Annotated in this window: 21 protein-coding genes; 1 reads left to right on the top strand and 20 read right to left on the bottom strand. The window is 35.8% G+C overall.

Translation table 11 applies throughout. From position 1 onward, the window contains the following. Positions 1-60 precede the first annotated feature (60 nt). From UGRO018_RS00630 to UGRO018_RS00565, 14 genes are all read right to left on the bottom strand, one after another. Entirely contained in the window at positions 61-231 is a 171-nt protein-coding gene (locus tag UGRO018_RS00630; RefSeq protein ID WP_416324514.1) for a hypothetical protein, read from the bottom strand. A gap of 103 nt (positions 232-334) precedes the next feature. Beyond that, the gene (locus UGRO018_RS00625) at positions 335-2,467 is read right to left on the bottom strand and encodes a sensor histidine kinase (protein ID WP_416324513.1); all 2,133 of its coding nucleotides are present in this window, start codon (positions 2,465-2,467) and stop codon (positions 335-337) included. 7 nt (positions 2,468-2,474) lie between these two features. After that, a complete protein-coding gene (locus UGRO018_RS00620) occupies positions 2,475-3,182 on the bottom strand; it encodes a response regulator transcription factor (RefSeq protein ID WP_416324512.1) in 708 nt (235 codons plus the stop codon). A 33-nt stretch (positions 3,183-3,215) separates the two neighbouring features. After that, on the bottom strand, positions 3,216-3,932 hold the full coding sequence (locus UGRO018_RS00615; protein WP_416324511.1) for a TVP38/TMEM64 family protein: 717 nt from the start codon (positions 3,930-3,932) through the stop codon (positions 3,216-3,218). A gap of 114 nt (positions 3,933-4,046) precedes the next feature. Beyond that, a complete protein-coding gene (gene deoC, locus UGRO018_RS00610; RefSeq protein ID WP_416324510.1) occupies positions 4,047-4,694 on the bottom strand; it encodes a deoxyribose-phosphate aldolase in 648 nt (215 codons plus the stop codon). Next, the gene (locus UGRO018_RS00605; RefSeq protein WP_416324509.1) at positions 4,675-5,340 is read right to left on the bottom strand and encodes an HAD family hydrolase; all 666 of its coding nucleotides are present in this window, start codon (positions 5,338-5,340) and stop codon (positions 4,675-4,677) included. Before UGRO018_RS00605 ends, deoC begins: the two co-directional genes overlap by 20 nt. Beyond that, positions 5,340-6,359: an SIS domain-containing protein gene (locus tag UGRO018_RS00600; protein WP_416324508.1), complete on the bottom strand. Its 1,020-nt coding sequence runs from the start codon at positions 6,357-6,359 to the stop codon at positions 5,340-5,342. The genes UGRO018_RS00605 and UGRO018_RS00600 overlap by 1 nt, the downstream gene beginning before the upstream one ends. 21 nt (positions 6,360-6,380) lie before the next feature. After that, the gene (locus tag UGRO018_RS00595; RefSeq protein WP_416324507.1) at positions 6,381-7,199 is read right to left on the bottom strand and encodes a PTS system mannose/fructose/sorbose family transporter subunit IID; all 819 of its coding nucleotides are present in this window, start codon (positions 7,197-7,199) and stop codon (positions 6,381-6,383) included. Next, positions 7,180-7,959 carry a PTS mannose/fructose/sorbose/N-acetylgalactosamine transporter subunit IIC gene (locus tag UGRO018_RS00590; RefSeq protein ID WP_416324506.1) on the bottom strand — a complete coding sequence of 260 codons (780 nt, stop codon included), beginning with the start codon at positions 7,957-7,959 and terminating at the stop codon, positions 7,180-7,182. Before UGRO018_RS00590 ends, UGRO018_RS00595 begins: the two co-directional genes overlap by 20 nt. A 23-nt stretch (positions 7,960-7,982) precedes the next feature. Then, a complete protein-coding gene (locus UGRO018_RS00585; protein ID WP_416324505.1) occupies positions 7,983-8,453 on the bottom strand; it encodes a PTS sugar transporter subunit IIB in 471 nt (156 codons plus the stop codon). A 19-nt stretch (positions 8,454-8,472) separates the two neighbouring features. Further along, positions 8,473-8,883, bottom strand: coding sequence for a PTS sugar transporter subunit IIA (locus UGRO018_RS00580; protein WP_416324504.1), 411 nt, complete (start codon positions 8,881-8,883; stop codon positions 8,473-8,475). Continuing rightward, positions 8,880-9,713, bottom strand: coding sequence for a sugar phosphate isomerase/epimerase family protein (locus tag UGRO018_RS00575; protein WP_416324503.1), 834 nt, complete (start codon positions 9,711-9,713; stop codon positions 8,880-8,882). Before UGRO018_RS00575 ends, UGRO018_RS00580 begins: the two co-directional genes overlap by 4 nt. Then, on the bottom strand, positions 9,703-12,447 hold the full coding sequence (locus tag UGRO018_RS00570) for a sigma 54-interacting transcriptional regulator (protein ID WP_416324502.1): 2,745 nt from the start codon (positions 12,445-12,447) through the stop codon (positions 9,703-9,705). The genes UGRO018_RS00575 and UGRO018_RS00570 overlap by 11 nt, the downstream gene beginning before the upstream one ends. Before the next feature lie 466 nt (positions 12,448-12,913). Next, positions 12,914-14,071: a M20 metallopeptidase family protein gene (locus UGRO018_RS00565; protein WP_416324501.1), complete on the bottom strand. Its 1,158-nt coding sequence runs from the start codon at positions 14,069-14,071 to the stop codon at positions 12,914-12,916. Positions 14,072-14,189: 118 nt separating this feature from the next. Between UGRO018_RS00565 and UGRO018_RS00560 the strand changes: the two genes are divergently transcribed. Further along, positions 14,190-15,074, top strand: coding sequence for a LysR family transcriptional regulator (locus UGRO018_RS00560; RefSeq protein WP_416324500.1), 885 nt, complete (start codon positions 14,190-14,192; stop codon positions 15,072-15,074). Here the strand turns inward: UGRO018_RS00560 and UGRO018_RS00555 are convergent. The 6 genes from UGRO018_RS00555 to UGRO018_RS00530 form a co-directional block, all read right to left on the bottom strand. Continuing rightward, positions 15,064-16,413 (bottom strand): MATE family efflux transporter, encoded by a 1,350-nt coding sequence (locus UGRO018_RS00555; RefSeq protein WP_416324499.1) that lies wholly within the window; start codon positions 16,411-16,413, stop codon positions 15,064-15,066. The genes UGRO018_RS00560 and UGRO018_RS00555 overlap by 11 nt on opposite strands. A gap of 105 nt (positions 16,414-16,518) precedes the next feature. Then, positions 16,519-18,411, bottom strand: a complete 1,893-nt coding sequence (locus UGRO018_RS00550) for an ABC transporter ATP-binding protein (RefSeq protein ID WP_416324498.1) — start codon at positions 18,409-18,411, stop codon at positions 16,519-16,521. Continuing rightward, on the bottom strand, positions 18,398-20,137 hold the full coding sequence (locus UGRO018_RS00545; protein ID WP_416324497.1) for an ABC transporter ATP-binding protein: 1,740 nt from the start codon (positions 20,135-20,137) through the stop codon (positions 18,398-18,400). Before UGRO018_RS00545 ends, UGRO018_RS00550 begins: the two co-directional genes overlap by 14 nt. Before the next feature lie 53 nt (positions 20,138-20,190). Beyond that, complete coding sequence (locus tag UGRO018_RS00540) at positions 20,191-20,619, bottom strand: MarR family winged helix-turn-helix transcriptional regulator (protein WP_416324496.1); 429 nt, start codon at positions 20,617-20,619, stop codon at positions 20,191-20,193. A gap of 120 nt (positions 20,620-20,739) precedes the next feature. Then, positions 20,740-22,725, bottom strand: a complete 1,986-nt coding sequence (uvrB, locus tag UGRO018_RS00535; RefSeq protein ID WP_416324495.1) for an excinuclease ABC subunit UvrB — start codon at positions 22,723-22,725, stop codon at positions 20,740-20,742. After that, the gene (locus UGRO018_RS00530; RefSeq protein WP_416324494.1) at positions 22,718-24,199 is read right to left on the bottom strand and encodes a S41 family peptidase; all 1,482 of its coding nucleotides are present in this window, start codon (positions 24,197-24,199) and stop codon (positions 22,718-22,720) included. The genes uvrB and UGRO018_RS00530 overlap by 8 nt, the downstream gene beginning before the upstream one ends. Positions 24,200-24,220 lie beyond the last annotated feature (21 nt).

Below are 24,220 nucleotides of genomic sequence, written 5' to 3'. Positions count from 1 at the left end.
CAACTTAAACAAAATGTAAGCGAATACAAAAAAATGTCATCATGATGTTCACTTAAATCTTTATGATTCCTGTTTACCCAGTAGAAAGAAATAATACATCCCTGCAATCAAACTAGCAGCGCCTAATACGACCTCTTGAATTGCTTGGGCTTTTAAGCATTTGAAACATACCAAGATTCCCATTATCGTAAACAGTATCCCCAAAATACCATATCTCATCTTATCATTCATCGCCTTGACTCCTTTTCCTATACCTCATATTTTAACCATAGATTCTTCAAAACAAGTGCTGAAAAAACTTAAGAATTTCTAAACAAAAGGATTAAGCTTTCGCCTAATCCTTCTGTGCTTTTATGTTTTTAGGAAACGATATGAGTGCTTTAAACAAATCTCCGTCGATCTGAATTTCAAATTTACCACCTTGTACCTCTACAAAGCTTTTTACAATAGCAAGTCCTAATCCACTTCCCCCTTCATGTCTGGATTTATCTCCTCTTACAAATCGATCTACAATTTCCTCAGAAGTGAAATTCATCTGCGCATAAGAGATATTCTTAAAGGCGATATGAACCATATCGGTTGTTTCATTCACATCAATATAGACCCTACTATGTGGCATAGCGTACTTTCCGATGTTCGTAAACAAATTCTCAAAGATACGATAGGTTTTTCCACCATCTAAATACAGCTGTATCTCATGACTTGCATAGTTACTGACGATACAAAGCTCTTTTTCCTCTAACAGCTCCATACATTCGGCTTGGGCCTGTTCGATCAATGCCACAAGATTGATATTCATTCGTTCCAGTTTCATATTGCCGCTATTCACTTTACTTACATCAAAGAGATCCTCGATGAGTGTCGTCAAACGATTTGAATATTGATTTAAATTATCTAAATACTCATGCCTTGTTGCTTCATCTAAATGATCATCTTGTAGTAATACGATATAATTTTTGATACAAGTCAACGGTGTTTTTAAATCATGAGAAACATTACTGATCAATTCTGTTTTCATATTTTGTGACTTTGTTTCTTCTTGAACAGCTTTTTCAAAACCTAAACGTATATGACCGAATTCATCCTTTAAACTATTGAACATACCGGCATCTTCATTGATTTCCACTTCAAAATTACCGTTTCCAAGCTCCTTCATTGCATTAGAAACCTTATGATAATCCTGTTGGATGACATCAGTTTTTTTCTTCAACCAAACAAATAAGCATCCAGCATAAATGATACTTAACACATAGCCACCAATCCAAGTGGTCGTAATCACCATAATGATAATCATATGAATCAATACAAGCTTCAACAAGTGCTTTTGTACATTGTTTGATAAATCCACTTCCATAAGCGCATTGATTTTCCGTTTTACATATCGAATGAAACTACCGGTAAACGTATCTTCTTTTACATAACGCCAGAACCCATGTACAAAGATATATTTGATCTGAAACATAGCGATTGCGATAAGATAGAAGGTCAATAACCATATGATAAAGTTCGCAATCATCACAAGCCATCCGGAAAATCCGATCTCATAGCTTTGTAAAAGATGTCCTACATAGCCATTTAATGTATTTCCTGTTAGGATCATGACCCCCATGAACCCAAAGGTGATTCCTGTACTTAACAAGACCAGTTGTACTCCCGATTTCCATTTTTTCACACTTACAAATGGCTGTGTTTCCTCTACAATGCGAATAGGATAAAACAATATAAATAATGCCAAAATACCACTACCGATCAAGAGTCCCAGAGCAGTAAAGCTATTATAAATTTCCCAAGAATTGATATAGGAATATACGTAACCATCCATTTGAAGCTGTTCAGGAACAATATAAGTGATTTCAAGATTTTTAGGTAAATTCAGTTTGATATCATCAATATCAATTTGACTTCCATTGATAACATAACTATTTACTTCATCCATCCCTGTACTGCTATACTCCATTTCTATATATCGATTCAATATTCTTTCTAAAGGAAATTCATCATAATATAAAGAATTCTGATTTCCTTTTGATTCTAATTTTCCTTGTTCATCAAAGTGCATAACGGTGTAAAGATGATAACTATTTTTATCATCATCTTCTTTGATAAGTTCTTGGTGATGAGATAAAGTTTTTTGATTATTTTTTATTTCATATACAAAGTTTTGGTCGTTTTCCAAATAATAAACAGCCTCTTTCATTGCTTTTTCCAATTCCTGATTTACCAATGCACGAATCTCATCCCCTACGTCTTCCCCATAAGAAATTATCTGATAATCAGGGTCTATCTCTTTTGCCTTCGCAAGCGTAAATAACTGTAACGTTTCATCTAATCTTGTATTGATAAAATCTTTTATCTTATTGTTATCGGTATTTGTTCTTACATTATCATATAAGATAAGAACACAGCTTGTCATCACCACCAGTAAGGCCGCAAAAACAGCTGAAAAGATTTTTTTCTGTTTCTTCATAATCCACCTATCCTTTTTCTATTTTATATCCAATTCCCCATACCACTTTTAAATATTCCGGTTTTTTTGGATTTACTTCAATTTTTTCTCTTAGTTTTCTTACATGTACCATAATGGTTTCCGTATTGATGGCTTCCTCATTCCAAACAGCTTCATAAATTTCTTCCGCAGAATATACTCGACCCGGATATCTCATCAATAAGGCAAGGATCGCAAACTCTTTTGCGGTTAATCGAATGGCTTGATCATGTACAAAGACTTCTTTGGTAAAGGTGTCCAGTTTTAAACCGCCAACCTTTAAACAATGATCATTCTCTTGTGCTAGCGCATTTTGTTTTAAGGATAGAATCTGTTCATATCTTCTGATATTGGTATTTACTCTTGCAATCAATTCCATTGGCTCAAATGGCTTCGTAATATAATCGTCTGCGCCAAGATTCAATCCTGTAATTTTATCCATATCTTCTGATTTTGCGCTTAAGAAAAGTACCGGGAAATCATAATGTTGACGTAATTCCATCGTCATCGTTATTCCATCCATAACAGGCATCATAATATCCACAACTGCCAAATGGACATCATGTTGTTTGATCAATTCCAAGCCTTCTTTTCCATTTTCTGCCTGTAAGACATCATAGCCTTGATTCTTTAAAAAGATTGCTACCGTTTCTCTGATTCCTTTTTCATCCTCTACCAATAAGATCGTATGTTTCATTATGATCCCTTCCTTTGCTTTATGAACTCTATTTTATAGTATTTCTTGTACTTTTTCATTGGTTTTTACCATTTTTTTATAAAACAGTGTTCCTCCGACAACCAACAGGATCGTCATCATTGCGACAAAGATGGCACCAATAATATTTCCTTCCTTTAAAGACCCTGATAGAAAAGTCGATGTTACGATACTTGGAATCCTACCAATCGTTGTCAGCATCAACCATTGAAACAGTTTGATATTACCTAAAGAAACCAAATAAGTCATGATATCTTTAGGACTGCCCGGAATCAAAAATAATACGAAAGTCCATATCATACCCTTTTTGCTCGCAAATAATCCACTTACCTCATTCACCTTTTTCTCATCAAAGAGTAAATCGATCACAGAACGTTTGAATACTTTCACTATGAAATAAACAATAGCGGTACCAAGACAAGAACCGATTAGACAAATCAAAGTACCCTGCCAGGCACCAAAAAGATAACCACTGGCCAGTTCCAAAGGCTCACCTGGAAGAAATGCCATAAATATCTGTAATGAAATTAAGGCAATCATCACCATATATTTCAATAAGATCGGAAGCTCATTCATACTTGTAAGGATTTCTTTCATATCCATATGTCCAAGAGCATAGATGGCAGATGCGATCATGATACCAACGAATATCGCTGTTATGATCCATGTAGATTTCTTCACTGTTCGAGCCTTTTCTTTCATATGATGAAATGTCTTGATTGCCAAATCCATGAAAACACCTTCTTTCTATAGCCTTAGTTTATCCTACATAGCCTAAACTAAAGCGTATGAAATTCTAAAATTTTTCTAAACTTTATCAAACAAAATGAAAAAAAGTAAAGACTTTTATTCGTCTCTACTTTCCTCTACGATTGCAATGCCGGCACTTGCTCCGATCACATCAGCGCCTTCTTTGAAAAATGCTATCGCTTGCTCATATGTTTTGATACCACCTGCAGCCTTGATCTTAATATCATCACATAAGCATTCTTTCATTAGTTTCACATCTTCTAACTGTGCACCTTTCCAACTCTTTCCTGTTGATGTTTTTAAGAAACTAGGCTTAACTTGATTGGCAATTTCACAAATTTTTCTTTTAGCATCCTCATCTTTTAATTTACACATTTCTACAATTACTTTTTCTCGAATATCATGTGCGATACAAAACCGATGGACAGCATCCATTTCTTTATAAATGTCTTCATATTGACAGTTTTCCACATGTTTTTGACATAATACATAATCGATTTCTTTGAATCCCAAATCAGCATATAGTTGAAATCGATTTAATTTTTCTTCTAAAGTAAGCACACCTAATGGAAAATCAATTGCTCCTGCTATTATGATATCACTTCCTTTTAACATCTCTTTTGCAATATCTATAGTTTCTGGATTTGCGAAAATACAACGAAAATTATATTTCATTGCCTTTTGAAGATACTGTTCATAAGTATCTTTGGGATCATCAATATAATCAATTCTTTTCTCTATCATGATATTCTCCTTTCAATATCAATTGCATAGCCTCATATAGGTCATGTACTTTATAGGTTGCCTTGCTTTGATCAAAAGAAAATCGCTGATCGATTTTAGCAATCACAACCGCTTGTGCTGCTGATCCGGCTTCTATACCATAATCCGAATCCTCTATCACAAAACAATCTTGAGGTCGTACTTGTAATAACTCCATGGTATGTTGATAGATTTGGGGGTCCGGCTTACTTCTTTGAAATTGTTCTCCACTTACCAATACATCGAAATATTGCAACAAATTACATGTTTTACACATATCATAAATCTCAGCATAAGAGGAGGAAGAAGCGATTGCCAAGCGGTATCCCGCTTGTTTCAATCTTGGTAAAACATAATGAACATATGGATTCAATAGTTGTGTAAAATCAACTTTTTCATGCTTCACATGGGTTTCATAATACAATTGCATATCTTTTGGACTTTTTTTAGGATGCCACCATTCCCCCATCAATTTCCATGAATCAAATGCATTTGATCCCGCAAGTTTTTTAAGCTCATTTGTAGATACTTGTTGATGATGTTGATGAAAAAAATCTAATACAAATTGCATATAAAGAGGCTCTGAATCAATCAGAACCCCATCCATATCAAAGATTACAGCTTTCATCAATATTCAAATTGGCGATAATATCTACGATAGTCCAGATTATGCCCTGTATAGGATTCCAGATGTGCTGCCAATCGATCAACCAAACAAGTAGAACATACAAGTGGAGCGACTATCCAACGGAATTGTTTAGGCATATCATCCAATGCATATTCTGCTGGATCAAATACAACTAGCTTATCGGTATGTGCTTCTAAGAATTTTTGTGCACGTTCATCCAAAACTCTTCCTTTTCCTTCTCCTTTGATCAAGAAAGTACTGATTCCAGGTTCTATTAATTCCAATGTCCCATGGAAGAATTCTGCACTTGTAACTGATTTTGTTTTGATCCATTGCATTTCTTCTAAAATACACATAGAGAATAAATATGCTTCTCCCCACATTTCATTTCCTGCGATCCAATATTGAATAGAAGCATCAAAGTGTTCTTTCGCTATCGTTTCTGCTTTTGGATCAAATTGTTCTTTTACCTTTATTAGATTATATGGTAATTTGCTTAATCCATTCGCAAATGCTTCGTAGTCTTCGAAGTCACCTTTGTTATGTAAAATTCTAAAGAATAACCAATATAGTAACATATATTCATATTCTACACCATTTTTGTGTTTCATTGGGACTAAGTATTTACTAGCTTTAGCTAGTGGTGATTCTTCATTTCCTGTACAACAAATTACACGAATTCCATGTTCTTTACAATAGTTAGCAATTGCAACACTTTCTTTGGTATCTCCTGATTTGGATAATGTAATCAAGACAGAATCTTTGTTTAATCTTTGATGACCGCAAGTTAGTAATTCAGCTGCTTGTTCCACATAAATCGGTAATGTAGTTAATTCTTTTACAAATTGAGCGATTGCCATCATCGGTGATAAAGATCCACCCACTGCACTAAAGAAGATACTGTCAAATCCTTCTTCACAAATACGATCTGCGACTTCTTCTGCTATTTTACGTGCCGCACAAATTTCTTTTGCGCTTTCTCTGTATTCCTCTTCGTTAAATTTTAATAATGTTTTCATTTCATCCTATCCTCCTATGTATTAAAATAATCCTATTGCTTTTCCTGCGACTCCAATGATCATGGTTCCTACGATCAACATCAATGGATTCACCTTTTTCTTTAGTAACCAGTAATAAATCCAAGTCACTGATAAGCCAATCATACCAGGCATGATTCCATCAAGAATTTCTTGTAACGGTTGCGCTGTTTCTCCGGATCCTACATTTAAAGCGATTCCCGTATACACCATATCTTTACACATTGCTCCGATAACCATGATCCCTAGGATACCTGCTGCTAACAACACTTTATCCATCATACCGGATTCTTTCATTTTGCTTAAATAACTAAATCCTAAGTTATACCCAAGTTGTGCACCGCCAAAACGAACAATAAAGGCCGGAATATTATAAATCAAGAAATAAATGAATGGACCGATCGGATTTCCGGCCAATGCAAAGGATAACCCTACGCCTAGTGCAATGATACGAATACATCCGATAAAGATAGAGTCACCGATTCCACTAAGTGGTCCCATCAATGCAGTTTTGATACTGGATATTGCTTTTCCATCTACTTCTCCTCTTGCTTTTAGTTCTTCCATAGAGGCGACAACACCACCGACAAATGGCGCTAACTGCGGTGTGATATTAAAGAATTCCACATGTCTTATTAAGGCATCTTGATATCCTTCTTGATCATCTTTATATATTTTCTTTAAAATAGGATTCATCATCATCGCAAATGATATATGCATTTGTCGTTCATAGTTCCATGAAAATTCCATCCCCAGAGCACCTTGATTGACTGCCATTTTGTTTAAATCTTTTTTTGTAATATTAGAAGTCATCGTCTTCATCCTCCTTTGTTATCGTTTCATTAGCTCCTGCCATTTGTTTTTTTGGATTTAAGAAACCAAATTGTATTAAAATCACAATGACCCCTAAAATCGCAACACCCAAAACCGGCATGTTCAAATATGCAGATAACAAGAATCCTAAGAAGAAATATGGAATGATTTGTTTGTTTAATATCATACGCATTAACATCGCAAATCCCAATGCCGGTAACAATCCGGCTGCTGCATCCATACCATCAATAAGAACACTTGGAATGGCATCGATCAATCCCTGCATCTTATCTACCCCTAAATAGAATGCAAAGAAAACCAATAAGAATCTACGCAATACATTCATCATACCTATCATCCAATGCGTTGCGACCACACCACCATATTTAGATTGGCTAGCATAACGATCGGTCCAACGTAAAATGATAGAATTAAAGACATTTAAGAAGTTACCCACTGCCAATGAAATCAAACCGATCGGCATTGCCAATGCAATGGCAGCTTCTGTACTATTCCCTGTAGAAATTGCAAATGCAGTCGCCAGAATACCACCTACGATAGAATCAGGTGGTACATACGCACCAATACTGACAGCGCCCATAAAGAATAACTCTAAGTTTGCTCCAATGATCAACCCCTGCGTAACATCCCCTAATACTAGACCGACAAGAGGTCCCAATACAATAGGTCGATTGATGTATAAAGAACCAAATTGATAATCCATAACACCAAGTGCACCAATCAGACCAAGTAATACCGCTTCTAACATAATATCCTCCTTTTCTTACGTTCTTATAGAACGGATTTAGCCAACACCTTGCTATCTGCCGCAAGTTGGCGAATTTCTACTTCTAAACCACGACTTATCATCTCATTGAGTGCAGCTGTTTCTTCCTCCCCAATATAAACTGCAGTGGATAATTGACGATAACCCGGTTTCTTTTTAGCTCCACCAAGATTGATACTAGTAATCATAGGACAAGCTTTACTTAAACGATTTGCATCTTGAATGGTTTGAACAACAATCAATAATTTATACTTATCCGTTACTCCGCTATTGATGGCATTGATGGAATCTTCGATGTTTTTGATGACCAATTTTACTCCTGCAGGCTTTCCCAGTTTAAGTGTTGTTTTCCACACTTCATCGTGTACGACCATATCACTTGCGACCAAAATACAATCTGCCCCTACAGCGTTGGTCCAAGAAAAAGCCACTTGTCCATGCAATAATCGATGATCTACTCTACATAAGCGTATCATTTTTACTTTCCTCCTTTCTTTAGAAATCCTCTTCTACTGTACTTGTTTTATGTTGATTACAATAGGTAATACTACCTTGAACTTCAGGCAATATACGTCGTATCATTTCATCTGCATCTTCTTGTTGGTAAAGAAACAGATTGATCAACAAGGGTAAATTTACGCCTGTCACCAAATAGAAGTGTTTTCTTGACAGATACTTCATCATTTCATTGTTTACACTTCCACCCAATACATCCGTACATGCAATCACTTCATCCTCCAAAGGTATTTGATCCATCACTTGATGTACCAACTCTTTGATGTCTTGATTTCCATCTACATAGCCACAGATGATATGAACATTTTGTTGTTCCCCTAATATGATCTTGACTGACTCGTAGATTCCTTGTGCGAAATGCCCATGGCTAGCCAAAATGGTATGTCTCATACTTTCCCTCCTTCCCATCTTTTAAAGCTTAGTAGTGTTGTTTCTTCTGCTACCCAAGGCTCTTGGAAATATCTTGAAGTGGCTGTTTCTAAGGATAAATAGCCACGATATCCATAAGTTTCCAGTTGCTTAAGATCGTTCACTAGATTACGTCTTCCATCTCCCCAAGCCAAATGTCCACAAGGTGCTCCATCCACAAAATGAATATGAACCACATCGCTGCCAAATGCTTGGAAATAATCATCCAAGGTATCATTCACACGTGCCATTGCCCCAAAGTCAATACAAACCTTTAAGCAATCATATCCAACTTCTGCTCGATATGCTTTCAAATCTTTCACATCATTGACAAGAAGTGATTCATCATATTGAAGTGCTTCCATCACCAATGTGACATCATTTATTTGCGCATATTCACAAATACGTTTCATCATCTTAACAGAACGATTCCATGCTTCTTGCTTATTTTCGTTGTAAAACGACCACCCACTTGTAACTAACACCTGATTACATCCTATCTCCTTTGCAATATGGATCATATTCTGATAATATCGATAAATATCATCTTGACGTGTCGGTGAGGCAATATGATTGGGCTTGGGATTGGTTTGTTCTGGACATATCCCGATAATTTTCACATCGTATCGATCTTGTAACTTTCTAAGTTTAGTCAGATCTTCATGTCCATAGGCATCTACATAGAAATGCATAGGACCAGTCCAAAGTTCTGCATAATGAATATCATGTTCTTGCAGTTTCTTAAAAAAGCATTCTAAATCATAGTAACGATAATGGTTGTTCATTCCTGCTAATTGTTCCCTAAAATTCATCTTCACCTTCCCCTTTCATACTGTCATTTTCTATATATTCATATAAATACGCAATTTCACTGATCGGTAAACTAACATGATAATGAGCAAGCATGGTATCAAAACTACGATTTACATCTTCAATAAAATCTTGATGATGTTTTATAAATCCACTTAGATCATTATAATTTTCCAATGCTGTTTTCGTGACCAAACGCTCTACCAAGAAACATATATGAATATAAATTCCTACAATGGTTTTTGTTTGAAATTTACGTTTCATGATTCTTTGAAGGGCTGTGATGGCATCACTGACATCGTCCAACAGCTTGGATGCATTCAATATGGTTAGATTTTCCATCACAGATTGCATTGAGAAATTTTTCAATAATCGTTGATCAAATTCTTCTATTTCATACTCATCTAAATACGGTACTAAAATGTTATTTACTTTATCAATATCTTTGAAATTCATAATGTCTTCTAATGTTACGCAATTAACATTTTGTAATTTTAGGTTATATGGTTTGATCATTAACACAACATCATATTTTTTGAAGATCAAATCCGAGGAACCGTTTTTTACAAGCTCTTCATAATCATATTCCAACATTTTCAGATCGATATCTCTTGGTAGACTATCCTTAAACAAACGACTCAATTTTTCACTTACGACCATTCCGGCATCATTGGTAAATACGATTGCTTTTTCTTTTTTTGCTATGGACAATACTTTGTATCGACATTGGGCTTCAATACATGCAACTTTTAAGATTTCTTCCAATTCATAATGTTGTAAAATTTTTGTACCGATATTCAACGCCAAAGATGTTGAAATGTTATTGATGACACCAACATTCACACTATCTGCAATCACTGTTCCTATCTCTTCCAATGATCCCATATCTACTAATAAAATAATGTTTTTGATATGTCGGTTTTCATTGATAAACGCATTTAATTTTTTACTGACTTCTTGGATCGGCGTATCCAAAGGCATATCGATTGCTTCGAAAATATAAGTAGAAAGCAAAGAATTCGCCGCATCTGCAATAGAACTAGCTGTAGAATATCCATGACTTAATATCACACCTATCGTATCCTGTGCGTAAATATCCTTATTGTATAAATTAATATTCATCATTAAGAAGATATGGTTCATATCACTCAAACGGATATTCAAATGTGTTTGTATTTGTTTTAGTATCAGTTCAGATAATATGTATTCATTTTGCATATTCTTTTTCATACTTAACAAGCATTCTTTAATGGCTGTTTTATTATCTGATTCCCATTGTTTGAAATTTGTATTGTTTCTTTGTGATGTTAGTATCATTCTAGTTAAAACATAACCGCAATTAATCGGTAAAATGAGATTTCTTGAATTTTTCACCGCTGCTAATATATCCAATACGATCTTTTCAATAGCAGATAAACGATCATCAAAATAGCTTTCTTGAAAGATAAGAATATCATAATAATAGCGAAGTATTTTCTGACCTTCATCTATAAACTGTTTAAAACATGTTTTATGATGTTCATATAGAACCAAGAATTGTTCCCACATGATCATAATTTTATTACTACCACCATCTTTTTCCATGCCATCGATACGTAGCATATTATCATCTTCATTATCCATTTTATGAATGCTTAAATAATTGAGTAATTGAATAGGCAAATGATACATGCAAGCATGCAAACGATCTTGTTCATTGCGTTCTGCATATGCATTAGCACATATGGTTTTGATACATTTCTTTAATTCATTAATGTTATTTTCAAAATCATAATTGATGAGCAATAATAGCATTTTTTCTGAAATATAGACCGGAATATCCAAGCGCTCCTGTTCTTCTTTAAAGAATTTTATAATAAATTCTCGGCGTTCATCTTCATTCCTACTTAACCATGTTGGAATGGTACAGATGACTGGTATGGTCAGCAACAAGCTTTGCGTAAATGTTTCTCTTGGATCTTCTACACTACTTAATATAATTCTTGCGCTGCTTTCTATTACTATAGAATCATCATCTAAACTTGTGTACTTACCATAATTGATAAACTCTGCCAATTTCTCTTGGCAATCTTCATTCAAATGATTAGCATCTTGAATATATAAGATACCACCATCTGCTTCTTCTAATTTTCCTTTTCGAAATCGTTGTTCTTTTTCATCATAATATCCAAACAATTCCTTTCGATAGGATTCTGTGACATCATTCTTTAATACCTTCATCTTCAAGAATGGCGCTTGTTTGCTCAATAATTCATGATTGACACAAAACTCATAAATCAAAGTTACCAAGTAAGATTTTCCACATCCTTTTTCCCCATAAAGTACCACAGGCAATCCCCCATCAGGATATAATAAGGCTGATTTGATCTGGGAAATACAATAATGCAAACTTCCTTCATCGCCAATTGCCTTATGAAAATCTTGTAATTGTAAACTATCTCCGTGTAATTGTTGGAGTAATTCACTTAAGCTTAAAAAATCTGATTGAGATAGTTGCACATGATATTTCTTCTCTAACTCATTACGATCAAAATAATATACAGGGCGAGAGCTAATTTTAATTACCTTTTCATCCTTTACAAGTTCATTTAAATACTGTGAAGTGAGGGATCTAGATAAACTTAAGGTTTTTGAAATGTTCATCGTTGTAAACACATATAGATGATCAAGGTTTATTGATTTTGTTGCTTTTCTAACATATTCTATTACTTGATGTTTCGTACTTACAAGACTCATTATGTCACCTCCTTTATCGCTTCCAACTTTACGATTTCATTATAACGAGTCCTTCATCTAACGTCTTTAGTTCCAAAAAATGCCGACACTAATCGTAGAAGAAAAAGTTTTTTCGACATTAAAACAACTTCGACATTATCAGTGTTGATATCATCAACACGCTCATTATATCGTGTTTAGTGTTCATTTTCTTCCTATATCAAAATAAGTGTTGAAAACCCTTTACATTTTTATATCCTCTGTTTATATTCCTATTAATTTAAACGATAATCATCGTTTAAATGCTTTTATTTTACTATCTTGTTTCAACACAAAAAAGCTTTCTCTACTTTTTGTCACTAATAGCATAGGACTCATTCTTTCATACGAATAACTTTGCCTTAGCAGAGTGTTGCCACAACACTACAATAGACTTTACCAAACATCAATCATAAAAAAAGAGAGTCTACAGTTACGTGTATCTCTCTTATGTCCAGTTTATTGCTACACAAGCATAAACAGCAGTTTCTATCGGTAACACATCTTCATGAAAACAAACGTTAGGATTATGATGTGCATAAATCTTATCAGAATCAGCTTTTGCTCCGATCATGAAATAAGAAGAAGGTATTTCATTTGCGAAAACCGCAAAATCATCTGATCCTGTTGTATGTAGACCGGATATGATGTGAAGTTCTGCATTCATCGCTTGTAACGATTGCGCAATTTCTTCATTTCTTTTTTCATCACAACAAAGTACCGGAATATCCATCAAAACATCGATCGTACTCTTTGCATGAAACGCATTTGCTATATTCTCTACAATTTCCTTTATACGAGTGATCAGAAATTGTTTTATTTCATTATCAAAGGTTCGAAGTGTACCTTGTAATACAGCCGTTTCTGGAATGACATTACTTACCATACCGGATTGAAATTGTCCTATGGTCAACGTAACTTCTTTACTCGCAGCACATTCTCTTGCGATCAATTCTTGCAATGCCTGATAGATATGAACACCGACATTGATAGGATCAATTCCATTTTGAGGCATAGCGCCATGCGTACCTTTGCCTGTGATCGTTATCTTAAAACCGAAGACAGAAGTTGCGACCATCGTACCATATGCAATGGTTCCCACAGGTATCGTACTTGCAACATGAGTAGCAAATGCCGCATCTACCTTAAAATCTGTGAATAGGTTTTCCTTAAGCACAGCCTGAGCTCCTTCAAATGTTTCCTCACCTGGCTGAAACAATAATATGATTCGTCCTTTTAGTTCTTTTTCATGTCTTTTTAATATCTTTGCAGCTCCCAATAATGCAGTAGTATGTAAATCATGACCACATGCATGCATATTCCCATTTTGAGAAGCGAATGATAATTGACTTTCTTCACATATCGGCAACCCATCCATATCAGCTCTTAGAAGCAAACTTCTATCTCCTGTACCTAAATATCCAATGACACAATTTCCACTTACTTTGGTTTCAAATGGAATACCAAACTCTGTTAACTTCTTTTCCACAAAAGCAACCGTTTGAGGAAGGTTACATCCCAATTCAGGCATTTTGTGTAATGCTCTTCGCCACTTTATCAATTCTTCAAACATTGCTTTACTTTCCTCATAGATTGTTTGATTCATTTTTTTCTCACTCCTTTTTATCTGCTTCTCATTTTATTCCTTTTTTACCGTTTTGTCTTGAAGTATCCTGATATATCTGTTATAACATATACATTATAACTGAAAGGAAAATCTACATATGGAAATACATCATTTACAACAACTTTTGACAATTGCTGAATGTGGTTCTATCAATCGTGCCGCACAAAAGTTATACATTTCTCAACCATCTCTAAACAACATCGTCAAACGGTGTGAACACGAATTAGGTTTTCTCGTTTTTTTAAGAACGCCAAAAGGTGTTACATTAACAGAAAAAGGAGAAAAGTTGATGGATATCATCAAAACCATTCTTGCCGAGTATAAAAAAATAGAGGTATTGGCTCCTCAACACGAGTCTGATACAATCTCTATTTCCTTTATTTATTTATCTTATCTATGGGAGGCCTTTCTAAATGTTCAAGAAATGGGGCTTACATTTTCTAATATGCTTCAACGAACGAACCCATCTCAAGTTTTAAAAGATGTTATAACGAAGAACGCACATATCGGCATCCTTCCCATATATCAAGCAGATATGAATGACTTTGTAGAGCATATCAAACAATATCATCTTCAATATCTTACCCTTTTTGAATCCGTCCAAACTTATGTAATCGTTAGTAAAAAGCATCCTCTTGCGAATAGAAAAAGTATCTCTATGAGGGAAACCCTTACCTATCCTTTGACCTATTATACAACATTGCCTGATACATCAATGCTAAAACAGCTTTATCATATCGAAACATCACTCAAAGTACAAAACAGAGATGAATTATTTTTAGCATTAAAAAATCATTCCTATGTTTCATTTTTAACACTTACATCAGATTCAAAACATCCAGATTTTTGTTATATACCAATCAAAGAGGAAGCATTTCAAATGAACATCTGTGTGATCTTCTTTTCTGATACCGGCTTTACCAAACAAGAGGAAACCTTATTTCAGATATTGAAAAATACGATACCTTTGATCACAGCTTAACCTCTTGCTTTTTCATCAACTTTCGCTCTTTACTGTAATAACTTGGTATCAACAACACTACAGCACCAAACCAAGCCAATACTTCTACCGGATATAAGCCATTTCTACCAAAACATATCGGTAATAGGCATGCGACCGCAATTCTTACAATCAACTCAAACATACCAGATAACATAGGAATCAAGGTATCAGAGAGTCCTTGTATCGTTGAACGATAAATATGTAACAAATAAAGAACAGGTAAAAACCAAGCCATCCATTGAAGGAAGGTCCATGCAATCCCCATGACTTCTTCATATACCGCACCATCTGCGGAAATGAAAAAAGATAACAAGTTCTTTCCGAATAGAAATAAGCCTATGGAGATACAGATTGCGGTTATCACACTTAACATGACTGCCGATCTTACACCCTGTTTGATTCTATCATATTGTCTTGCGCCATAATTCTGTCCTGTATAGGTTACCATTGCATATCCATAGGATACTGCGGATACTTCTAGGATACCATATAATTTATTCACTGCAGTAAAACCAGCTAAAAACAAGGTACCATAGCGATTGATCACACTGGTCAACACCATTCCACCAATGGAAATCAATACATTTTGAAGTGCCATAGGAAATCCTAGTTTCATGAGATGAAGATATACTTGTGTATCTTTACATAATCGTTTCGGTAATACATCTTTGATCTGAATCAGCTTGAATACACAATAACAACCGGCTACAAATTGTGCAATCAAGGTCGCAATACCGGCTCCTGCAATCCCTGTTTCAAATACCATAACAAATAATAGATCCAAGATGATATTTACAACAGATGCAAGTACCATCGCAAAAAGAGGGGCCTTACTATTCCCTAAAGCTCTTAAAATAGCCGCAAACGCATTATAAAACATCGTGATCGGCAACCCGAGAAAAATGATCCTTGTATACAATAAGGTCATATCAAAGATAGCATCGGGTGTATTTAACAGCTGCAATGCAAGTGGCATACATGGAAGGGCAACCACTACAAATACCACACTGACCACAAGACAACAAACCAACATAGATAAAATACTTTCTTGAATCTTTTCTTTGATCTTCATACCGAATGCATGTGATACCATAATAGAAAATCCTTGAGCAAATCCTGTCATGATTCCAAAGCCCATCCAATTCAGCCAATCACAACACCCTAAAGCTGCCAAGGCATCTACCCCGAGCTTTTGAGAAACAATCATGGTATCCATCACAGTATAAAGCTGTTGACAGATATTTCCTAACATCAAAGGAAGTGAGAAAAAGAAAATCAATGGCAATGGTTTTCCCTCACACATACTTTTTGTTTTCATCATTCTACGCTCCTATCCCTAAACGTTATTTATTATGCCATTTTCATGTTCACAAAACAATATCTTTTTCATAAAACAAAGGATGTCAATGACATCCTCATATGTTTAGTCTAATTCTAAGCCTCCGGTATATAATTGATAATATACTTGTTTTTCCTTCATCAGTTTTTCATGATTGCCTCGTTCAATGATATGTCCTTGATCCATTACCATGATCACATCGGAGTTACGTATCGTGGATAAACGATGTGCGATCACAAATACGGTTCTACCACTCATCAACTTATCCATGCCATCTTGAACGATCTTTTCAGTTCTAGAATCTATGGAACTCGTTGCTTCATCCAAAATAAGAACAGGTGAATTTGCCAAGGCTGCCCGTGCAATAGATAAAAGCTGTCTTTGACCTTGAGAAAGACTTGCGCCATCACCTGATATAACAGTATCATAACCATGTTCTAAGTGTCGTATAAAGCCATCTGCATTGGCAAGTTTTGCGGCCGCAATCACTTCTTCTTCACTGGCATCACTTTTCCCATAACGAATGTTATCCATGATCGTTCCCGTAAATAAATGCGTGTCCTGTAATACGATACCCAAAGAACGTCTTAAATCATCTTTTTTGATCAACTTGATGTCGATCCCATCATATGTGATACTACCTTTTTGTATATCATAAAATCGATTGATCAAATTGGTAATGGTTGTTTTCCCTGCACCCGTTGCGCCGACAAACGCTACTTTTTGACCTTTTTGCGCATATAAATCGATATCGTATAAAATCTGTTTATTGGATTGATATCCGAAATCTACATGATGAAAGATGATATCTCCGACAAGTGGTACATAGGTAATGCTTCCATCTTTTCTAGGATGACGCCATGCCCATTTACCTGTTGGCGTATCACATTCTTGGATTTCACCATTCTCTTCTTTGATATTTGCCAAGGTTACGATTCCTTCATCCACTTCTAATGCTTCATCCATGATGGCAAAGATACGTTTGGCTCCGGCAGATGCCATGATCACAGAATTTAACTGTTGTGATACCTGCGTAATCGGTCCGGTAAACGACTTGTTTAATTGTAGAAAGCTGGCAAGTGCTCCTAATGTCAAACCACCAAAGCCATTGATGGCCAATACACCACCGATCAAAGCTGTTAAAACATAAGAAATATTGCCTAAGTTACCGAGGATCGGCATTAATATATTCGCATATTTATTTGCCTGATATGCGCTATCAAATAAAGCATCATTTACTTCATCGAATTCTTTTTTGACTGCTTCTTCATGAGTGAAGACTTTGATTACCTTCGCTCCGCTCATCATTTCTTCGATATAGCCGTTGACACGTCCCAGATCTGTTTGTTGCGCATGGAAATAAATACTACTTTGTCCTGCGATCTTCCCCATGACACGTTTCATGATCCATACCATGACGATGACGATCAAAGTCAAAGGAATACTAAGAATACACATAGAGATAAATACACCTATGATGGTAATCAAAGAAGATATCAATTGAGGGATACTTTGTGAAATTACTTGTCGTAATGTATCGGTATCATTCGTATAAACAGACATGATATCCCCATGAAAATTAGTATCAAAATAGCGAATCGGTAATTTTTCCATATGCGCAAACAAGTCATCACGAATACGTTTCATCGTTCCCTGAGAAATTTCAATTAAGATCTTGCTGTATAGATAAGTGGATAAAACTCCACAAGCAAAGATTGCAGCCATCATACAAAGCGTTCGAAATAATGGTGTAAATGATGGATCAGCACTTCCCAACAAAGGTAAGATATAATCATCGATCAAACTTTTAATGAATAAGGAACTTACCACACTTGCAAGAGATCCAATGATGATGAATATCAATACAAAACAACTCGCTAGCTTATATTCACGAATGGTATAGATGAATAATCTTTTTAACACATCTAAAGATTCTCTATCTGCTTTTACTCTACCTTGTTTTTTATTTATTCTCATCGTCTTCACCTCCTTTGACCTGTGTTGCATATACTTCTTGATAAATCGGATTCGTTTTCAATAATTCTTCATGCGTTCCAAAGCCGGATACATGACCATCATCCATGACAATGATCTTATCTGCATCCTCTACAGAAGATATTCGTTGAGAGATGATAAACTTTGTGATATTCGGCAAATCCTCTTTAAACGCTTTTCGAATCAGAAAATCAGTTCTTGTATCAACGGCACTGGTGGAATCATCCAAAATCAGAATCTTAGGATTTTTCAACAATGCTCTGGCAATACAAAGTCGCTGACGTTGTCCACCGGATACATTACTTCCTCCTTGTTCAATATGGGTATCATAACCATCAGGAAATGCTTGGATAAAGCCATCTGCTTGTGCAAGCTTACAAACATGTTGTATTTCTTCATCACTCGCATCCGCTTTTCCCCAACGTAAATTATCCTTAATAGAACCTGAGAATAAAACATTATTTTGAAGTACCATAGAAACAGAATCTCTTAACACCTTAAGATCATACTCTTTTACATTACGTCCTGCGACCAATAATTCACCATCACTCACATCATATAATCTTGCCAATAGCTGAACCAAAGATGACTTTCCACTTCCGGTACCACCCATGATTCCAATGGTTTCTCCAGCAGCAATTTCAAGATTGATATCATGAAGTGCATCACTTTCACTGGTTTTGGCATAAGCGAAGCTCACATGACGATAACTAACAGAACCATCAACGACATCTTTACAAGCATTTGCTGGAGAAACAATCGTACTTTTTTCCAACAATACTTCATGAATACGTTTCACAGAGGCAAGTGACATAGACAACATGACAAAGATCATAGATAACATCATCAAAGACATCAAGATATTCATCGTATAGGTCATCATACTCATCAATTCACCAGTCGTTAAGCTACCTCCGACAATTTTCTGTGCACCTAGCCAAGAAATCATAAGGATACATCCATACATTGCCAATTGCATTGCAGGTGAATTAAAGATAAGGATATTTTCTGCTTTCTTAAACATTTTATAAATATGATAAGAAGCACGATGAAATTTTTCGATTTCATGATCTTCTTTCACGTATGCTTTTACCACACGCATGTTGGTTATATTCTCTTGTACACTTGCATTTAAGTCATCATAACGATCAAAAACCTTTAAAAAGATCGGATGTGCAGAGAACATGATGATACATAATACCACCCCTAAAAATAAGGTCGCATATAAAAATACCATCGAAAGCTCTGCATTAATGATAAAGGTCATGCTCAAAGCACAAATTAAGGTCAATGGAGCTCTTACACACATACGTAATACCATCTGATAAGCATTTTGAACATTGGTAACATCTGTCATCATCCTAGTCACAAGCCCTGCAGTTGAAAAATGATCTACATTTTGAAAAGAAAAATCTTGTACATTGGAAAACAAGGCCTTTCTAAGATTTCTTGCAAACCCTGCTGATCCATACGCCGCATATTTCCCTGACATCGCCCCACAAAATAAAGAACCAAAAGCCGCAATTGTCATGATAGCGCCATATAAAACCACTTTTGACATATCTCCTTGATTGACACCTTGGTCAATGATATAGGACATTAAAAACGGCAAGGATATTTCCAAAAGCACTTCACCTACCATAAAAACAGGTGCCAAGATCGATGCTTTCTTAAACTCTTTTACTTCTTGTAATAATCTTCGTATCATTTTTTCACTCCTTACTTCCATAGCACGCTATGTATTATATTAGAAAAAAATTATCAGATATCGGCTGATAAGATTTTTTCCAACATTCTACTTAATTCTGAAACTTCTTCTTCGCTCAACACTTCAACAAGCTGTTTTTCATTTTCTTGAAACTTCTTACGTAAAATTTTATCCAGTTCCAAGGCTTCCGATGTCACCACGATATTCTTTACTCGTGCATCCGCAGGATTCATCTTACGAAGGATCAACCCTTTATGTTCCAAACGATTCAAAATTCCTGTCACTGTTGGATTTGAAATATCTAAATCTCGTTCAATATCACGCTGATTGATGATTCTTCCATCTTCATGTGCCTTAAACAAATAGATCAATGTAAATGTCTGGGTCGCAGTTAAATCGAATTCCGCAAACATGACATTCAATCTTGCTTGATTCATATAATATACTTGCTTGATCAAAAATCCAATCCTGACATCTGACATCTCATCACCTCATTCCATAGCACGCTATAATATAGCACGCTATGTATATTGTAAACGATGTTTTCTCAAAAGTCAACGAAAAGAAAAGATAGAAATCATTCTAATCTTGATTTCTATCTCCTATGATTCTCCTCTTAATTCAATCAAAATATCTCGAAGCTCAGCAGCACGCTCAAAGTCTAATACTTTTGCGGCTTCTTTCATTTCTTTCTCTAGACTAGCAAGTAACTTCTCTTTATCCTTCTTGCTGACCTTATGCTTCTTATTCATATATTTTGCTGTCATTTCTTGTGTTTCTTTACTTCTTACAACCTCATGGATCGGTTTGATAATGGTTTGCGGAGTGATACCATGTTCTGCATTATAAGCGATCTGAATCTCACGACGACGTGCTGTTTCATCCAATGCCTTCTGCATAGAATCGGTAATCTTATCTCCATACATGATGACCTTTCCTTGTGCATTACGAGCTGCACGTCCAATGATCTGTATCAAGGAACGCTCACTTCTTAAGAAACCTTCTTTATCCGCATCTAAGATGGTAATCAATGATACTTCCGGAATATCCAATCCTTCACGAAGTAGATTGATACCGATCAATACATCATATTTACCTTTTCTCAAATCTCGAATGATTTCTGTACGTTCAATCGTTTTCACTTCATGATGTAACCAAGCAACCTTAAAATCCATCCCCTTTAGATAACTGGTAAGATCTTCTGCCATCCGTACCGTCAAAGTTGTGACAAGGGTTCGCTCATTATTCTCAATTCGTTTTCTGATTTCATCTACCAAATCATCAATCTGCCCTTTTGTTGGTCGAACTTCCACCACAGGATCCAATAAACCGGTAGGACGAATGATCTGTTCAATGACTTCACCATGTGTTTTCTCTAATTCATAATTACCCGGTGTTGCACTGACAAATATTGCTTGGTGATACATTTTCTCAAACTCTTCAAAACGCATAGGACGATTATCTAATGCACTAGGCAAACGAAACCCATAATTCACCAACGTTTCTTTACGAGCTCTATCTCCGTTATACATCCCACGAATCTGCGGTAAAGATACATGACTTTCATCTACTACCAAAAGAAAATCATCCGGAAAATAATCAAACAAGGTATATGGACGCTCTCCTGGCTTTCTTCCATCTATATGACGAGAATAGTTTTCAATACCGGGACAAACACCGAATTCACGTAATGCTTCTATATCATAACGTGCACGCTGTTCCAAACGTTGCTTCTCTAACAGTTTCCCTTCCTGTTCCAATACCTGTAATCGATCCTCTAACTCTTCCTCAATGGTCCCTGCAGCACGATTGATGATATCTTGTCTAGTCGCATAACCACTGGCAGGATACATAACATAGACGGTATAAGCGCTTAAGGTCTTACCGGTCAATGGCTCGACTTCACAAATACGCTCAATTTCATCATCAAATAGTTCTACTCGTATGATAAAGCTATCCGTATGACCAGGCGCAATTTCAATCACATCTCCACGTACACGAAACGTACCTCTGGTCAAATCGACATCGTTTCTTGTATATTGACGAGAAACCAGTTTTCCCATCAATTCCTTACGATCGATGATATCACCCACACGAAGCGTAAAAAACATATCACGATATTGCTCAGGATTACTTGCACCATAAATACAAGCAACTGACGCAATGATAATGGTATCTCTACGCTCTAAAATAGAATTGACTGCTGCCATACGAAGCATATCTAGTTCCATATTCGTTGTCGCATTCTTATCGATATAGGTATCTGTACTTGGAAGATACGCCTCTGGTTGATAATAATCAAAATTAGAAACAAAATATTCTACTCGATTATGTGGAAAAAATTCTTTAAACTCACTATACAATTGTCCGGCTAGTGTCTTATTATGCGCAAATACCAACGTAGGCTTATTCACCTGTGCAATGACATTAGAAATGGTAAACGTCTTCCCTGTACCGGTAGCCCCCAATAAAACCTGTTGTTTCTTACCATCTTCAATTCCCTTTACCAACGCTTTGATAGCCTTCGGCTGATCTCCTTGAGGCTGATATTCTGAAACAAGCTCAAATAGTTTTTCTTCTTTATCCATTTGCTATTTCCACCGCCTTTTTCATTTGTAAATCATATTTGTCCTTATTCATGCTCCATTCATAGGATACGCTAGATAACAAATCTTTTGTTACAGAAGCATCGATTACACCGGTTACCTTTAAATGATGATCCTGTTGATATTGTTTCAATGCTTCAGAAGACGCAACAGAAAAATATTCATCGCTTCGATCCACTGGATATCCCAAAAACTTCAAATAGGATTGTACTGATTTTGCGGCCACATTAACTGTATCAGGTTGAAATGATTCATCCTCTTCTAGCTTCGGCATACCTAATGAAATCGCAGGATCCAGTTTTACCTCAACATCAGGTTTGATACCTACACCATTTATCTTGGCTCCTTTTGCACTCATCCATTCCGCAATGGTATATTTAAACATACTGCCATCTTTAAATGTCACCGGAATCTGTACCGTACCTTTACCATAAGTATTCACACCTACAACAGTAGCATTTAATTGCTCTTTGAGCGCTGCCGTCAACACCTCAGCAGCACTTGCCGTGTTTTCATTTACAATAAGAACGATCTTATCAAAGGTATAATGCTCATAACCAGACTCCGTTTTATACTCTGTTTTATTTCCATTTTTATCAATTTCATTAAAAATCACTTGATCCTCACCCAATAAATAACTTGCGACCTCTTGTGCTGCCACAAGATAACCGCCACCATTATCTCTGAAATCAATGATCAGATTTTTACATCCTGCCTTCTTCATATCTTTTAGATGCACACCAACCTCATCTCCGGTCGTTTCCGCAATGGAGCTGATTTCCATGATACCGTTTTTGCCTTTGATCTCACTAAATACAGAATCATTCACAGTACCTCTTTTTATTGTTTTTTTGATATGCTCATGATTTCGTATAAATTCTAATTCTAAGGTTGTTCCTTCCTTACCTGCAACCAAATCTTTTACACCATCGATATCCACTTCACTCAATAGCTTTCCATCAACAGCATAAAGCTGATCTCCACTCATCAATCCGACTTCTTCCGCAGGAGATCCTTTATAGACTTTAGATATGATATAAACACCGGTATCCTGTTCATAATAAGCAACACCAATACCAACAAAGCTTCCTTCCATAGAGCTCGTAAAACGTTCACTTTCATTATGATCCAGATAGGTGGTATGCTTGTCTCCACCCGCCGCAATCATGCCATCGATCGCTCCATTGATCAATGTATCTTTTAAATCTTCAATATCCTTACCAAAGTAAAAACCTGTATTCATACTATGATAGATGTCAAAAAACTTATCAAAATCTTCATTGGACGATACAGAGGTAGAGCTATTCCATAAATAATTACTTAAAAATCCACCAATAAAGAAAACAACACATGTTGCCACTGTTAAAATTCTTCTTTTTCTAACTTTCTTTTCTGCTTCTATCTCATCTGGCCATTTATGACGTACCAGTTTATATCGTACTACTTTTTTTGCCATGTGTTTACTCACCTCATATGT

This window comes from Hoskinsella mucinilytica (genome assembly GCF_045223415.1).
GTDB classification, from domain to species: domain Bacteria; phylum Bacillota_I; class Bacilli_A; order Erysipelotrichales; family Erysipelotrichaceae; genus Hoskinsella; species Hoskinsella mucinilytica.
Note: the sequence above shows the minus strand (reverse complement) of the source record. Positions and strands in the feature narration are given on the sequence as shown.

Excerpts from the sequence above, each read along its gene's own strand:
- UGRO018_RS00565 (WP_416324501.1), bottom strand. The coding sequence starts at position 14,071 with ATGAATCAAACAATCTATGAGGAAAGTAAAGCAATGTTTGAAGAATTG.
- UGRO018_RS00590 (WP_416324506.1), bottom strand. The coding sequence starts at position 7,959 with ATGTTAGAAGCGGTATTACTTGGTCTGATTGGTGCACTTGGTGTTATG.
- UGRO018_RS00585 (WP_416324505.1), bottom strand. The coding sequence starts at position 8,453 with ATGATACGCTTATGTAGAGTAGATCATCGATTATTGCATGGACAAGTG.
- UGRO018_RS00625 (WP_416324513.1), bottom strand. The coding sequence starts at position 2,467 with ATGAAGAAACAGAAAAAAATCTTTTCAGCTGTTTTTGCGGCCTTACTG.
- UGRO018_RS00630 (WP_416324514.1), bottom strand. The coding sequence starts at position 231 with ATGAATGATAAGATGAGATATGGTATTTTGGGGATACTGTTTACGATA.
- UGRO018_RS00550 (WP_416324498.1), bottom strand. The coding sequence starts at position 18,411 with ATGAGAATAAATAAAAAACAAGGTAGAGTAAAAGCAGATAGAGAATCT.
- UGRO018_RS00570 (WP_416324502.1), bottom strand. The coding sequence starts at position 12,447 with ATGAGTCTTGTAAGTACGAAACATCAAGTAATAGAATATGTTAGAAAA.
- UGRO018_RS00605 (WP_416324509.1), bottom strand. The coding sequence starts at position 5,340 with ATGAAAGCTGTAATCTTTGATATGGATGGGGTTCTGATTGATTCAGAG.
- UGRO018_RS00600 (WP_416324508.1), bottom strand. The coding sequence starts at position 6,359 with ATGAAAACATTATTAAAATTTAACGAAGAGGAATACAGAGAAAGCGCA.
- UGRO018_RS00620 (WP_416324512.1), bottom strand. The coding sequence starts at position 3,182 with ATGAAACATACGATCTTATTGGTAGAGGATGAAAAAGGAATCAGAGAA.
- UGRO018_RS00615 (WP_416324511.1), bottom strand. The coding sequence starts at position 3,932 with ATGGATTTGGCAATCAAGACATTTCATCATATGAAAGAAAAGGCTCGA.
- uvrB (WP_416324495.1), bottom strand. The coding sequence starts at position 22,725 with ATGGATAAAGAAGAAAAACTATTTGAGCTTGTTTCAGAATATCAGCCT.
- UGRO018_RS00560 (WP_416324500.1), top strand. The coding sequence starts at position 14,190 with ATGGAAATACATCATTTACAACAACTTTTGACAATTGCTGAATGTGGT.
- UGRO018_RS00595 (WP_416324507.1), bottom strand. The coding sequence starts at position 7,199 with ATGAAGACGATGACTTCTAATATTACAAAAAAAGATTTAAACAAAATG.
- UGRO018_RS00545 (WP_416324497.1), bottom strand. The coding sequence starts at position 20,137 with ATGATACGAAGATTATTACAAGAAGTAAAAGAGTTTAAGAAAGCATCG.
- UGRO018_RS00540 (WP_416324496.1), bottom strand. The coding sequence starts at position 20,619 with ATGTCAGATGTCAGGATTGGATTTTTGATCAAGCAAGTATATTATATG.
- UGRO018_RS00555 (WP_416324499.1), bottom strand. The coding sequence starts at position 16,413 with ATGAAAACAAAAAGTATGTGTGAGGGAAAACCATTGCCATTGATTTTC.
- UGRO018_RS00575 (WP_416324503.1), bottom strand. The coding sequence starts at position 9,713 with ATGAATTTTAGGGAACAATTAGCAGGAATGAACAACCATTATCGTTAC.
- deoC (WP_416324510.1), bottom strand. The coding sequence starts at position 4,694 with ATGATAGAGAAAAGAATTGATTATATTGATGATCCCAAAGATACTTAT.
- UGRO018_RS00580 (WP_416324504.1), bottom strand. The coding sequence starts at position 8,883 with ATGAGACATACCATTTTGGCTAGCCATGGGCATTTCGCACAAGGAATC.
- UGRO018_RS00530 (WP_416324494.1), bottom strand. The coding sequence starts at position 24,199 with ATGGCAAAAAAAGTAGTACGATATAAACTGGTACGTCATAAATGGCCA.